The sequence below is a fragment of the Bacillus sp. V33-4 genome (genome assembly GCF_002860225.1).
GTDB classification, from domain to species: Bacteria; Bacillota; Bacilli; order Bacillales; family Cytobacillaceae; genus Bacillus_BJ; species Bacillus_BJ canaveralius.
This window is the reverse complement of the sequence record NZ_PGVC01000029.1, coordinates 69,758-83,489: the sequence shown is the minus strand read 5'-3', so window position 1 is coordinate 83,489 and position 13,732 is coordinate 69,758. Positions and strand designations below refer to the sequence as shown.

Here is a 13,732-nt window from a genome sequence, read left to right as displayed (position 1 = left end):
GCAAGTTTTGCTGTGGGGTTAGCTTATTCCCGAATTTGTCCCGATCCATAAATGAAAAATTTGCTTGATGTTAGCGCGTTTAATCCCATTGGCCCTCTTGCATGGAGCTTTTGGGTGCTGATACCGATTTCTGCACCATACCCAAACTCAAATCCGTCTGTAAAACGGGTTGACGCATTATGATAGACTGCTGCGGCATCGACCTTGTTCAAGAAGATGGAGGCATTCAGTTCATTATCGGTAATAATCGCTTCCGAGTGCAGTGATCCATACTTGTTTATATGTTCGATTGCTTCATCAAGGTGTTTCACAACCTTAATGCTCACCGATAAAGCCAGATATTCTGTATACCAATCCTCTTCTGTTGCAGTGTTTGCCGCTTTAAACGCACGGCAAATTGTTTCATCTCCGTAAATTTCAACTCCATTTTCATGAAGCACTTCGAGAAACTTTACTCCATAACGATCAAACCATTGTTCATGAATTAGTATTGTTTCAATGGCATTGCAAACTGACGGACGCTGCGTTTTTGCGTTTAAAACGATGCGTACGGCCATGTCCTCTTCAGCACTGTCATCAATAAACACATGGCAATTGCCGGCGCCGGTTTCCAAAATTGGCACAGTCGCCTCCCGTTTGACGGTTTCAATTAGATGCTTACCGCCTCGCGGGATCAATACATCCAAATATTGATCCAGGTGAAAGAGTGCTTGCGCTGTTTCCCTGCTTGTATCTTCGATAAGTTGGACTGCATCAAGCGGAATAGCGCTTTTTTCCAGTGCCCGATGGATCGACTGAACAATTGCCATATTTGAAAATTTTGCGGACGAACTTCCTCTTAAAATGACCGCATTCCCAGTCTTTAAGCAAAGTGTTGCCGCATCGATGGTCACATTCGGTCTGGCTTCATAAATCATGCCGATCACGCCAAGTGGAACACGGTTTTTTTTAATGAACAGGCCGTTTTCTTTTTGTATCGTTTCGATCGTCTCTCCGATCGGATCGTGAAGTGAAATCAACTGTCTGATTGCATGAGCCATATCGTCAATGCGTTTCTCATTGAGCATGATTCGATCAAGGATTGCCTCTGAAATCCCTTTTTGTTTGCCTTCCTGTAAATCCTTTTGATTCTCTGCGAGAATTTCCGCCTGATCCTTTAATAATTGCCCGGCAATCATCTCCAATGCCTCATTCTTTGCCATCGTTGAGATTCCTGCTAATGAATAGCTCGCTAATTTAGCCGCCTGACCTTTTTTCTGTACCTCGTTCACGGTAATCCCTCCAGTCTATGCTCTAACCCATTTGTTGCGATGAATGACCTCCACGGATGTTTTCAATGGTTGTTTTTTTCTTTCTTCGCTGCGTTTTCCGATTAATCGTTGGAGATCCTCTGAAGAACAAGTGACTTCCCCTTTGCCCAACAAACCATTTATTCCGAACACTTCAACGACATCTCCTTTTTGAAATCGTCCGTTTACTTCAAAAACGCCGGCTGGCAATAAGCTCCCACCGTTAAATAAGATTGCTTCCTCCGCCCCTTTATCGATGAAGATTCTTCCCGCGACTTCTGAGTGATAGGCAATCCATTGTCGTCTGGTATTTATCGATCCGAGGGCGCGGTTGAAAATATATGTCCCATCTCCATGACCTTCGAGAATTTCGAGCAATTTTTCAGTTCCTGTTCCCTTTCCAATAAACACGGGAACGCCAAGGGAAAGGGCTGTTTTGGCGGCAATCAGCTTAGACCTCATTCCGCCTGTTCCCACCTTTGACCCCGACGCTTGCGCAGCGGCTAACATTTCGTCTGTGATTTTGTCAATAATATCCATTTTCTTGGCGGACCGGTTCACTCTTGGATCAGAGTCGTATAGCCCATTGATATCTGTCAAAATGATGAGTTGATCAGCATGAACAAGGCCGCTAACCAGAGCCGAAAGCATATCATTATCACCAAAAGTTAATTCCTCTACAGACACGGTGTCATTTTCATTAATAATCGGTATAATCCTTCGCTCTAAAAGTTCCATGATCGTCGCATAAGCGTTTTTATAACGCTCCCGATTAGAAAAGTCATTTCTTGTCAAAAGAATCTGGGCAGGGATCATATTCAATTCCGTAAATTTTTCAATGTACGATTTGATGAGAAGACTTTGGCCAACGGCCGCGGCCGCTTGCTTTCCTTTTAACGTGATTGGTCTCGATGAATAGCCAAGTTTCACAAAGCCGGCCGCCACGGCTCCCGATGACACTAATAAAACTTCATGTCCGTCTTTTCGCAGAGATGCTACTGCGTGTATGTGATCAACTAATTTTTGTTGATCAATTTCGCCTTTTTCATTTGTTAAAGAACTGCTGCCGATTTTAACCACAACGCGTTTCTTTTTCATTTACAATTTCTCCTAAATCGTTATTCTCAGCTATGAGGGAGTGAGAGGCCGCCAGATCCTGGTAGTGAGCGGGCACCTGGACAATCCAACATAAAAAAGCCCATTCATCCTGTCTATAAGGACGAAAGGGCTTGCTCCCGTGGTACCACCTTTATTGGACATGTCAAACACGTCCCACTCTGCCTTTTAACGCAAGGATACGCCTCTGATTTAGCAGAGGACTGAGGAGGCAGGTTCTGCGGCTTTCCATGGCGAAATCTTCCAGCTTATAAATCTCGCTCTCTGGCACTTCAAGACACGCATACTAATCTTCCGTTAACGTTCAGTGATTTTTTTAAGAATTATGACAAGGAATAGGGAATTTGTCAAGCTGCAGTTACTATTTTCTCAGCTTCTTGTTTTGTCAAAAAAGCTCATTCTTCCATTTAAAATCTGGCCTGGACTTTTTAATTGAAAAGTATTGGACGCTTCGGAAAAATCGATTTTCATTTGCTCATCCAAAAAAACGGTCTTTGATTTTTCAACATAAACGCTGCCGTTGTTTGTTGCGATTTCCTGATCATCTTCATCAAGCTCGTTTACCAGCCAGAGGGCAGTGACACCGTTCATCACGCAGCCAGTTCCTTTTGTATCATACTTCAGCTTCAAATAGCCCGGCCTGTTCGCTGTCTTCTCAGAAATTTTGTTCGCTGCTGCTTCTGTTATCGTGATTTCCATCATAAGCTCCCCTCTCGTCTGAATACCCCTATTGTAGCACATATCTTTGATTATTTTGTTCGCCAGCACTTGCTTTCCTGCGCTTTCTGGTTATTATTAAAGATAGATTGGTAAAGGAGTGGGATGATGGAAAAAGTACAAATTAAGGTGCTGGACAACGGCTCTCTTCGGGTCACTGGTGACGTTGAGCTGATTGATATGGAAGGAAATAAGTTTCCGACAAAGCCGACCTTTTCATTATGCCGCTGCGGGCTGTCCGAAAATAAGCCTTTCTGTGACGGCTCCCATAAAGGCAAGTTTTCCTCCTCCGTTCGCGCCGAAAAAGTGCTGGATGATAACGAATAAGGTGGTGGGCGGCTCTCTGTCGGGGAACCGCCTATTTTTATTTTCCGCTGACAAACTGCCGGCTGCGGCTCAATCATCCGTAAATTGAACGTCGACAATATCGGCAAGCTGCAGGCGGTGAAATGTGTCAAAACGATCAACTATATGCAGCCTCCGCGTCATTTCATCCCAATAATGAATCGTTCCAATCACGAGCTCATGGTGGTGGTCCCGGTAATGCGTAATCGTGACCGTCTTCCGAAATTCCATCGCCTCGGCGATCGTTTCATTCATAAGCTCAAGCTGCTGTTCATCGGGCTCGCCCTTCTTCTCAAATGTATCTTGCTCTGCCCATCCGTGCAGCAGCTTGACGTGTTCAGGAAGCATCATGGACGTCCATTTTATTTTTCCACGGTCTCGAATCATCGTCTCTCCCCCCTGTCTCTCTATCCTTTATGACCGCCGACAAGCTGTGCGCGTTGCCTTGATGTGCCGCCAGCCGTATAGGAAACAGCCCGAAGCAGTGCCACTGGACCGTAACGGTTGCGAATTCTGTCAACAACATAGCCCAAATCACGCTTTTTCCCTTTGTCAGCATTAAATAAACTGAGCTGCAGATGATCGTCATCAACCATATTCCCAAGTGAGATCGAAATTTGCCGGACTGTTTTCCCTTCATAATGTTCATCGAAAAGCTCAAGGCAGACCCGGTAAAGTTGCATCGTCACATTTGTCGGCTCCTTCATCGTCCTCGAGCGGTAAAAGCCGCCGCCAAATTCATCCTCGCTGTAGCCGGCACCGAAACTGACCGTTCTCCCGGCCTTTTTTTCATCACGCGCTCGTTTTGCAACCTCCTCGCACATTTCTAATATCACACTTTTAATCTCATCCTCCTCTTTATAATCGCGGAGCAGAATCTGGCTTTTCCCATAGCTAAGCTGCCCTTCCATAATCGGGGCGCCAATATCGGAAAAATCGATTCCCCAGGCATGATAATAAAGCTGATTCCCGATAATCCCAAACTTTTTTTCAAGCTTTTTCAAATCATAGCGGGCCAGTTGCCCGACCGTAAAAATCCCCATCCCATTGAGATTTTTCTGCATCCGTCTGCCGATTCCCCACATTTTGCTTAATGGAGACACCGTCCAAAGCTTTTCCGGTACGTCATCATACGTCCACTCCGCAATTCCGTTTGTTTTCGCTTCAAGATCGAGGCAAAGCTTTGCCATCAACATGTTCGGTCCAATCCCAACCGCACAGGTAAGCTGAAATTCGCGTTCAATATCATCTCTTATTTTTCTGGCAATTGTCGTTGCATCGCCAAAGATGTTGGTCACTCCATCTACCTGGATAAAACTTTCATCGACACTGTACGTATGAATCGATTCTTTCGGAACGTAGCGGTGAAATACGCGGGTAATTTCGGTGGAAATGCGCATATATGTAGCCATCTGTGGTTCGACGAGAATAATGCGCGGATCATTCGGAATTTCAAACAGCCGCGAACCGGTTTTTACACCGAACTCCTTTTTTAAACGCGGTGAAGCAGCGAGCACGATACTGCCGGGGTTTTCCAAATGGCTGATGACCGCCAAATAACAATTAAGCGGATCAAGGCCTTGCATGACAGCAGAACAGCTTGCATAAAAGCTTTTCATGTCAATGCATAAAATCTGTTTGTGCGGCATCTCGTTGTAATTGACCATGAACGCTCCTCCATTTTCTATAATTACAGAACGTTTGTTCCATTTCATTGTACCCATTATATTAAGCGAATAGACGTTCTTATTCAATGGAAATTTTACGACGAATTTCTTGAAATCGACTTTCGTGCCAGCCTGATTCTTTTTTGGAAAAGCGTTATAATCAATTCGAGGTGTAACGACATGGATAAAAAATTTATTTTTAAAATGATTCAAAATTGCTTGCGGCAATACCAGCATGAGCTGCCGCTGAGTGAAGAAGATTACGATAATTTATATCAAAAAATTGTCGGGCAAAAACAGGAGGAAGCAGACGTAGATCTGCATGATATTGTGAATGATGTCGTTTATGAGTATTTAACCGGTTAAATTTCGCATGCCAAAACGGCATAAACGATAACTAAAAAAAGCCGATGCGCAATGCATCAGCCAGATTATTTTACATCGATCGCCTTGATTATTTTAGCGGGATTGCCACCTGCCACCGTGTTTTCCGGCACATCTTTTACCACAACAGCTCCGGCTGCAATAACAGCGTTGTCACCGATAGTCACCCCGGGAGCAATAACCGCCCGTCCGCCAATCCAGACATTGCTGCCATTGTAACAGGCTTTCCGTATTCAGTCCCGGCGATGCGCTCGTATGGATCGAGTGGATGGGTTGCCGTGTAAATATGGACGCCAGGCGCCATAAAACAATTTTCGCCGATCCGAACCTCGCACACATCCAATATGACGCAATCAAAATTGGCATAAAAATTTTCACCGACATGAATATTGTAGCCGTAATCACAGCGAAAAAATGGTTCAACGAAGAGATTTTCCCCAGTAGATCCAAACAGTTCCTTTAAGATCGACGTTCTCTTATCATACTCTGTTTCCAAAGTTTCGTTGTATAGACGGGTAAGCTTTCGGGCGTATTCGCGTTCTTTCACAAGCACAGGATCGGACGCAACATACAGCTCGCCGTTCAGCATTTTTTTCTTTTCAGAACTCATTTAAACCACCTACCTATGCTTTTTAGTTTCCCGCGACAGTTGTCGTGAACCGGAAAAACGATCGGCTATTTCTGGTTAAAAGCTCTCTTGCCAAGGCGCTCAAACAGCCTCGGGAACAACGCGTAAACAACACTGCCGGCATTCATCCAGCGCGGCAGGTTAATCTCACGGGTCGGCGTCAGCATTCTATTCACGATTTTCTCTGCGACGTCCTTCGGATCAAGCATGAAACGCCGAATATTTTTTACATATGTACCTTTTTGGTCAGCAATATTAAAAAAATTGGTTGCGATCGGTCCTGGATTAACCGCTGTAACATAGATATTTGAATCAGCCGCTTCCATCCTCAGGCTGTTTGTATAGCCGAGTACCGCATGCTTCGTAGCCGAATATATGCTGGACTTCGGTGTCGCTATTTTCCCCGCCTGTGAAGCAATGTTGATAATATGACCGGACGCTTGCGCGCGCATCACGGGCAGGACCATGCTCGTACACGCCATCAGCCCGACAACATTGACATTAAACATTCCTTTTATCTCGTCGATCGTTGCCTCATGCGCTTCACGAAAAACCCCGAAGCCGGCATTATTTACTAAAATATCGACACGGCCGAGCTGGCCGGTGACCTTTTGAAAAACGGTCTCGACCTCATCGGTTTTCGACACATCAAGCTGATATATGTAGATATCGATAGCGAAGCGGCCATCGAGTTCCGTCTTTAATGCTTCCAGCTTATCAAGGCTGCGAGCCATCAAAACAAGATTTGCGCCGCGTTCCGCACAGAGGCGGGCAATTTCCGCGCCAATCCCACCGGAAGCACCGGTTATAATAACATTTTTTCCTGTCAGCAAATCTGCCGCCAAATCGTTCACCTCATCATGCCTTGTAAAGATAGGCTTTGTTGTCTTTCATCATATCAATCTCTCCCAATGACCGTAAATAGTCAAGCTGGGCGACCGTTTCGGAAATGGTTAATGTCAATTCCCGCTCATAAACAGCAGGAAAAAGCCGCTGGCAAATTTCGAACACAGTCAACGGCGCAGCCTCCAGCCAGCTTTTCACCAGCATCGCCCGCTCATGCTGCTTGGCCAGCCTCTTTTCGACAAGCTCCGCTACGTTCCTAATCTCAGGGCCGTGTCCGGCGTACATGCACTGAATCGGGTAGTTGAGCAATTTTTTGATCGAAGCATTGTATTGAAGCTGAGGCGCCGGCCGTTCCGTTTCACCGGGCAGCGGTGGCTCAAGCAGTGGATTTGGTGAAATAGTTGCCAGCAGCAAATCACCGCCAATCGCAACACCATCTGTCTCACGCCAAAGAGCAATGTGGCTTTGGGCATGGCCAGGTGTGTTCAACACTTTCCAATCGTCCAATCCCGGCGGCGTGTCCCCTTCTGTTATGGTACCAGTCAAGGAACGATTACAAGAAAATTTCAGCGTCTTTTTCATTGCTTCAATGTATGGGAAAAATCTCTCCGGAATCGCAAACTCGACAAAAAGCCGATGGAAGAACTCTTTATGCTCCTCAAAAAAAGTGTCCGTACGGTTCAGCCATCTTTCATTCAACGGGTGGCCATATACCTCGAGTGACGGTGGAAAAAAATCGAGCAATCCGACATGATCGGGATGGTGGTGGGTCAAAATAACTTGTTCAATGTCTCGCGGAGTCAGTTTTAACTCCTTCAGCTGGCTTTTAAAGCTTTCCCAGGCCGCTTCTGTTTTCGGCCCGACATCAATGAGGGTCAACCTTTCCCCTTTAATTAAAAAAATGTTTACATCCCCTACCGGAAAAGGGGTAGGCAGTGTAAGCACGGCAATGCCATTGTTCCATTCAATCATCTTTCAAACTCCTCAGTTATGATATTCACATAAAAATCTGTCTTTGATATATGCAATAAAAAAAGAGCGCATACATGTTTGTTCGCCACATCTAGTTTAGCGCTCTTTTTGAAAATTGTCATTATTTTCGCATAATTTTTTAACTGAGCAATTTCACAGTGTAATAAGCTAAACCGAAAAACGAATGAAGTTTCCCCCCATAAACAAATACTCCAGATGCTCCGGCTTTTCACGAACTAAATCCGCCAATAATTTCATATTAACAAATATGAAGGGAACAATATACGAAAGATACAATGCTTTTTTCATGCGCAATCACGATCCTAAACAAACGCCATTTAAAATAAGTATTTTAACAAATCTGATATATGCCCCTTGACAAACAAGCTTGTTACGTTGCATAATCACTTATAAATTTTATTACTTAAACGAGCAATGATTAAGGCCAGTAAATGGAAAACGGCGAAAGAGAGTGAAGCTCAGCGGCTGAAAGGCTTCACCGCCCTCTTGACTATTGAAACCTACCTTATGAGCTGTTAGGGAAAACCTAGACGCATTCCGGCGTTAGCGGAATTGAGCTGCACCTTTTTTGAACGGATCATCGTTGTTGAAAAAGGTGAATGAAGGTGGTACCACGGAAGCTAGACCTTTCGTCCTTTTTGGATGAAGGGTCTTTTTTGTATTTATTTTAGTAAAAAGGAGGACGCCGAAAATGAAAAAGCTTGTATTCATTGGAGCAGGCTCGATGGCTGAGGCGATGATTTCCGGCATTGTTGAAAAAGGGTTGCTGGAAAAGGAAAAAATTCGGGTCACAAACAGAAGCGATCAAAAAAAGCTCGAGCAGCTGCAACAGCGATACGGCGTCAGCATATCCGGGAGCGGGGCGGAATTGTTTGCCGATGCCGATGCCGTAATTTTAGCGGTGAAACCAAAGGATGCGGCCAACGCCATTTCAGCGATCAGGCCATTTTTAACAGAAAAAACGCTGATCATTTCCGTGCTTGCCGGAGTTTCGATAGAAAGCATTGAAAAGCTGGCAGGAAAAGAGCTGGCCGTTGTCCGGGCGATGCCGAATACGTCTGCTGCGATCGGAAAATCAGCAACCGCTCTCGCTGTCAATAACCGGGTTTCCTTGAAGCAGAAGAAAATGGCCGAAACGATCTTCAATACAATCGGCTTAACCGCGGCTGTTGCCGAAAACCAGCTTGATGCCGTGACCGGCCTTTCCGGCAGTGGTCCTGCCTATATTTATTACCTCGTTGAAGCAATGGAAAAAAGCGCAGCTGAAATCGGCCTTGAGAAAGGCTTGGCGAAAGAGCTGATTATCCAGACCTTGCTCGGGGCAGCAGGAATGCTGGATAGCACCAACAAAGCGCCAAAGCAGCTCAGACAGGATGTCACGAGCCCGGGCGGAACAACCGAGGCCGGCATAAAAGTATTGGAAGCACACGGGGTTCAGGATGCTTTTATCTCATGCATTAAAGAGGCAACCGCGCAATCGAAAAAACTTGGCAGCATGCTTAGCAGCGAGATCAATTCTGTGAAGCAACACGTGTAAATGTATCAAGCCTTCACGAAATACCGGTTTAGCGTTTTGTGGCAAAACGCCTGAGCCGGTTTTTTTCATTTTTGAAAAACGGACTGGTATAATGTAGATATTTACATAAACGAAATAAGGGAGGGCTTTACATATGGAAAGAAAATTATTTTCTCCGTATACAGTTAAAGATGTTACCTTTAAAAATCGTATTGTGATGTCACCAATGTGCATGTATTCGTGTTTTGATGAAGATGGCCTGGTCACGAATTGGCATCGCACCCATTATACGAGCCGGGCCGTTGGACAAGTGGGTTTGATTATTTTAGAAGCGACCGCTGTGACGGCGCAAGGAAGGATTACCCCGCAGGATCTCGGGATATGGAATGACGACCATATTGCAGGGCTGACAGAATTAACCGGCCTTATCAAGGAACATGGCGCAAAGGCAGGGATCCAGATTGCCCATGCCGGACGGAAGGCAACGGTTGATGGTGAAATTATTGCCCCTTCAGCACTCCCGTTTAATGAGAAGTCAAAAACGCCAAAAGAAATGACGAAGGATGAAATCGCCAAGACTATTGAAGCATTCAGGTTGGGAGCTGAACGGGCTAAAACAGCGGGCTTTGATGTCATTGAAATTCATGGTGCCCACGGCTACTTAATCAATGAATTTTTGTCGCCGCTTTCCAATCAGCGCACTGATGAATATGGCGGAAGCGCTGAAAACCGTTACCGCTTCCTGCGCGAGGTCATTGATGCAGTAAAAACTGTCTGGGATGGCCCGTTGTTTGTGCGCGTTTCGGCCAGTGACTATCATCCAGAAGGGTTAAATGTTGAGGATTATGTAACTTTTAGCACATGGATGAAAGAACAGGGAATTGATCTTATTGACGTCAGCTCCGGTGCACTAGTGCCCGCCAAAATCAACGCATTCCCGGGGTATCAAGTACCATTTGCGGACAAAATTAAACATGAAGCGGATATTCCAACCGGTGCCGTAGGCCTGATCACGACCGGAATTCAGGCAGAAGAAATTTTGCAGAACAACCAGGCTGATCTGATCATCCTGGCCCGCGCGCTGCTCCGCGATCCTTATTGGCCGAGAACGGCAGCAAGAGAGCTTGGTGTTGACATCGAAGCACCGAAGCAATATGAACGCGGCTGGTCGTTATAGTTATCAATCAGTTTGCTTTTAATCAGCTGTTGGGTATAATAAAATTAGAAAACAACATATATTAAAAAAGACCGATGGTGCTGGTAACACCAAACGGTCTTGCAATAGACGGTTCCCCTTAAAGGGGTCGGCTGTTAAGCGGAGTAATCCACCCGAGCTAGCGACTCAAGGGTGGATTATTTTTTTTGGTCGTGTGACAGGATCGCGACGATCAAGCCTGCAAAAGTTAATGTAAACATCAACGCTTCGAATACCGTCACCAGCACCACCCCCTTTCTGTATGGGGATAAGTGCCGACCACCCTTGAGAAACCTATTCGATTGCTCTTTTATGATTGCATGTTCGATTTTGAATCTTCTTTATGATTTATCCAAGATACATCGTATCTATCTCTGTCTCAATGATTTTGCTGTTCAATTTTTTCACATTATACCCTTTTGCATTCGGTCTTGAACTGACAACCTGTTTCAGTTCCTCTCCTACAAAATGAAAAGCCACTCCATCATCGGCAGCAATTCCGTTCGAGATGACGCCGTCACGCAATACCCGATGGAATCCCGGCCGTCTCTGTTCTTCGCCGTCATAATGGGGACAACAGCTGCCTTTTAAAAACCCCAAACAATGAAGTTCAGATAGCCCGTCTCCGTAAGAATCGGTCACACCCTGCTCGAACCAGCAAATGGCGCCTGCACTAACGCCGGCAAGAATAATCCCTTGTTCCCAGGCTGTGCGCAAATAATGATCCAACCCCCATTCTTTCCATAGAACAAGCAAATTCTTTGTGTTGCCGCCGCCGACATAGATGATGTCTTTTTCAAGAATATAATTCTCCAAATCCCTGGTTGGTGGAGAAAATAACGATAGATGTGAAGGACGGCAATCCAAAGTTTCAAAAGCCTGATAAAATCGTGATATGTAGTTATCAGCATCTCCACTGGCCGTTGGCACGAAACAGACAGAAGGTGTTTGCTTCCCCGACTGCTTTAATACATATTCATCGAGCAGAAGATTTTCCGGTTCCATTGAAAAACCGCCGCCGCCCATTGCAATAATCTGTTTCATAGAAATCCCCCATTCGATTATCATTTTCAGCATAAAAATCCTATGTTATTGCAGGCAGCCTTCCAATTTCCTTCTTAATCAGCCTCATTAGTGAAGTAACACTTCACATAATATTATTCTCCAAGCAATTATACTTAAATTATGTTTCCCATATCCGAGTAACCACATTATTTCCACCTGAAATACACACTTCAAAGACATCCGGATTGGTCATTCCCAGCCAGTGCTCATACCCATAATTTTGGTCAAAGTACCGCAGCAATAATGTCGATAAATTGCCGTGACTGACTAAAACGATATTTTTCGCCTCTGAACCGATCGCTTCTCCCAAAATCGAAGCAGCCCGCTTGATTCCTGATGCCTGCGATTCTCCGCCTTCAAAAACAAGTTCAAAATCAGCGAAGCTTTGCTTCACCTTGTCGAACCAATCCGGATAATATTGTGAGCTTAATACTCGTTCACCAAGGCGGCAGTCCTCGACAATTTGCAGTCCTTTTAAATCGGCCAGTGGCCTAATAGTCGATATTGCCCTGGTAAATGGGCTTGAATAGATTAGATCAATCTGCTTATCTGCAAACAAGCGAGCCAGTGCAGCAGCCTGTCTGACTCCGATTTCGGTCAGGGGGGAATCGAACCGCTGTCCCGCAGCCTGCGCATGCCGAACAATATAGATCGTCTTCATCAAAAATGCCCTCGCGTCATCGGAATTGAAATTTCCATAAAATCCACAGCAATCTCGGTATCTTTAAACAGTTCCTGCGCTTCCTTTTCGAGCTCTTTCCATGCAGGACGGTCATATCTTGAGCTAATATGGGTGATGATCAGCTTGCTGGCATTTGCCTTTAAAGCAACCTGTGCAGCCTGATGGGTTGTCGAATGGAAGTAATCAAAGGCCATCTTCTCTTCGTCCTTTGATAAAGTTGCTTCATGCACAAGCAGGTCAGCTTCTCTGGCAAGCTCAACAGCGTTATTGCATACTCTTGTATCACCAAGGATCGTCACGATCCGGCCTTTCTTTGGCGGATCCAAAAACTCGGCCGCATGAATCACCGTTCCATCTTCAAGCACAACATCTTCACCGTTTTTTATTTTTTTATAAAGAGGACCAGGTTTTAATCCAGCTTCATCAAGCTTTTCGGCGAGCAGTGTGCCGGGCCGGTCCTTTTCAACAACGCGGTACCCGAAGGAAGGAATCCCATGGTCAAGCAGCCTCGCTTCAACAGTAAACTGGTCGTCCTCAAATACAATCCCCTCGTCGATTTCGACGATCTTTAGCGGGTATCTCAAATGCGAATGGCTGATTGACAAGCTCATCACGATATAATCTTTCAACCCTTTCGGCCCGTACAGAGTCACTTCCGATTCACCAGCCTGGAAAGACCTGCTGGACAGTAATCCGGGAAGCCCGTATATGTGGTCACCGTGAAGGTGGGTAATAAAAATTTTTTCAATTCGCCGCGGTTTAATGGAAGTATGTAGAATTTGATGCTGGGTTGCTTCACCACAATCAAACAGCCAGATCGCTCCCCGCTCTTCCAATAGCTTCAAAGCTATTGCCGTAACATTGCGCATCCTGGCCGGAACACCCGCGCCTGTGCCCAGAAAAAATACATCCATCAGATCACTCCTTTCTATACAAGCTGCATCCTGCAGCCCCGTGGTTACCAACGCCAATCATTTAATAGTACTTTCGCTCCTGCTATCCATAAATTTACTATACGCTATGCTTTCTGCTACATCAACATTCTTAATAGTTTCCGTTTATAAGTCAATTAAGTTAGGGCAACATAAACACTTTCATAAGCAGATTCGTTGAAAAAATAACGCCGTTCATAATACTCTAAAGCTAACGTTAATAATCTTTAACATATACAGCGTTTCGTGTGGATAGCATCACATTATTGGAATAGAATAACTATAGCGCTAATAATTTGCTAAATGGTATAGAAACCGATAAAATTTTATACTTGTATAGGTCAATGTTTCAAAAAT

At 45.0% G+C, this 13,732-nt stretch carries 15 protein-coding genes and 1 pseudogene; 4 read left to right on the top strand and 12 right to left on the bottom strand.

Translation table 11 applies throughout. The features are described 5' to 3' along the window. Window positions 1–23: 23 nt before the first annotated feature. The 3 genes from CVD23_RS11570 to CVD23_RS11560 form a co-directional block, all read right to left on the bottom strand. The gene (locus CVD23_RS11570) at window positions 24–1,271 is read right to left on the bottom strand and encodes a glutamate-5-semialdehyde dehydrogenase (protein ID WP_101666105.1); all 1,248 of its coding nucleotides are present in this window, start codon (window positions 1,269–1,271) and stop codon (window positions 24–26) included. 15 nt (window positions 1,272–1,286) lie between these two features. Next, on the bottom strand, window positions 1,287–2,387 hold the full coding sequence (gene proB, locus CVD23_RS11565; RefSeq protein WP_101666104.1) for a glutamate 5-kinase: 1,101 nt from the start codon (window positions 2,385–2,387) through the stop codon (window positions 1,287–1,289). 387 nt (window positions 2,388–2,774) lie between these two features. After that, the gene (locus tag CVD23_RS11560; protein ID WP_101575719.1) at window positions 2,775–3,104 is read right to left on the bottom strand and encodes an iron-sulfur cluster biosynthesis family protein; all 330 of its coding nucleotides are present in this window, start codon (window positions 3,102–3,104) and stop codon (window positions 2,775–2,777) included. 126 nt (window positions 3,105–3,230) lie between these two features. On the opposite strand from CVD23_RS11560, the gene CVD23_RS11555 reads away from it, so the two are divergent. Then, window positions 3,231–3,449: a CDGSH iron-sulfur domain-containing protein gene (locus CVD23_RS11555; protein WP_101575718.1), complete on the top strand. Its 219-nt coding sequence runs from the start codon at window positions 3,231–3,233 to the stop codon at window positions 3,447–3,449. 69 nt (window positions 3,450–3,518) lie between these two features. On the opposite strand, the gene CVD23_RS11550 is transcribed toward CVD23_RS11555, so the two are convergent. Together CVD23_RS11550 and CVD23_RS11545 are read right to left on the bottom strand one after the other, a co-directional pair. Continuing rightward, window positions 3,519–3,854 carry a YolD-like family protein gene (locus CVD23_RS11550; protein ID WP_101666103.1) on the bottom strand — a complete coding sequence of 112 codons (336 nt, stop codon included), beginning with the start codon at window positions 3,852–3,854 and terminating at the stop codon, window positions 3,519–3,521. A 20-nt stretch (window positions 3,855–3,874) separates the two neighbouring features. Beyond that, the gene (locus tag CVD23_RS11545) at window positions 3,875–5,134 is read right to left on the bottom strand and encodes a Y-family DNA polymerase (RefSeq protein WP_101666102.1); all 1,260 of its coding nucleotides are present in this window, start codon (window positions 5,132–5,134) and stop codon (window positions 3,875–3,877) included. A 180-nt stretch (window positions 5,135–5,314) separates the two neighbouring features. Between CVD23_RS11545 and CVD23_RS11540 the strand changes: the two genes are divergently transcribed. After that, window positions 5,315–5,500 (top strand): YqzH family protein, encoded by a 186-nt coding sequence (locus CVD23_RS11540; RefSeq protein ID WP_101575715.1) that lies wholly within the window; start codon window positions 5,315–5,317, stop codon window positions 5,498–5,500. Between the two features lie 65 nt (window positions 5,501–5,565). On the opposite strand, the pseudogene CVD23_RS11535 reads toward CVD23_RS11540, so the two are convergent. From CVD23_RS11535 to CVD23_RS11525, 3 genes and pseudogenes are all read right to left on the bottom strand, one after another. After that, window positions 5,566–6,128, bottom strand: a pseudogene (locus CVD23_RS11535) (maltose acetyltransferase domain-containing protein). A gap of 65 nt (window positions 6,129–6,193) precedes the next feature. Then, window positions 6,194–6,991: an SDR family NAD(P)-dependent oxidoreductase gene (locus CVD23_RS11530; protein ID WP_101666101.1), complete on the bottom strand. Its 798-nt coding sequence runs from the start codon at window positions 6,989–6,991 to the stop codon at window positions 6,194–6,196. Window positions 6,992–7,004: 13 nt separating this feature from the next. Then, complete coding sequence (locus CVD23_RS11525; RefSeq protein ID WP_101666100.1) at window positions 7,005–7,964, bottom strand: MBL fold metallo-hydrolase; 960 nt, start codon at window positions 7,962–7,964, stop codon at window positions 7,005–7,007. Window positions 7,965–8,676: 712 nt separating this feature from the next. Here CVD23_RS11525 and proC point away from each other — a divergent pair. Further along, window positions 8,677–9,522 (top strand): pyrroline-5-carboxylate reductase, encoded by an 846-nt coding sequence (gene proC / locus CVD23_RS11515; protein ID WP_101666099.1) that lies wholly within the window; start codon window positions 8,677–8,679, stop codon window positions 9,520–9,522. 133 nt (window positions 9,523–9,655) lie between these two features. Further along, window positions 9,656–10,678: an NADPH dehydrogenase NamA gene (gene namA, locus CVD23_RS11510; RefSeq protein WP_101666098.1), complete on the top strand. Its 1,023-nt coding sequence runs from the start codon at window positions 9,656–9,658 to the stop codon at window positions 10,676–10,678. Between the two features lie 176 nt (window positions 10,679–10,854). Here the strand turns inward: namA and CVD23_RS22190 are convergent, their stop codons facing one another. The 4 genes from CVD23_RS22190 to rnz form a co-directional block, all read right to left on the bottom strand. After that, window positions 10,855–10,944, bottom strand: coding sequence for a putative holin-like toxin (locus tag CVD23_RS22190; RefSeq protein ID WP_219619921.1), 90 nt, complete (start codon window positions 10,942–10,944; stop codon window positions 10,855–10,857). A gap of 100 nt (window positions 10,945–11,044) precedes the next feature. Beyond that, the gene (locus CVD23_RS11505) at window positions 11,045–11,740 is read right to left on the bottom strand and encodes a peptidase E (protein WP_101666097.1); all 696 of its coding nucleotides are present in this window, start codon (window positions 11,738–11,740) and stop codon (window positions 11,045–11,047) included. Between the two features lie 139 nt (window positions 11,741–11,879). Next, window positions 11,880–12,422: a histidine phosphatase family protein gene (locus CVD23_RS11500; RefSeq protein WP_101666096.1), complete on the bottom strand. Its 543-nt coding sequence runs from the start codon at window positions 12,420–12,422 to the stop codon at window positions 11,880–11,882. Continuing rightward, on the bottom strand, window positions 12,422–13,357 hold the full coding sequence (gene rnz, locus CVD23_RS11495) for a ribonuclease Z (protein WP_101575706.1): 936 nt from the start codon (window positions 13,355–13,357) through the stop codon (window positions 12,422–12,424). The genes CVD23_RS11500 and rnz overlap by 1 nt, the downstream gene beginning before the upstream one ends. Window positions 13,358–13,732 lie beyond the last annotated feature (375 nt).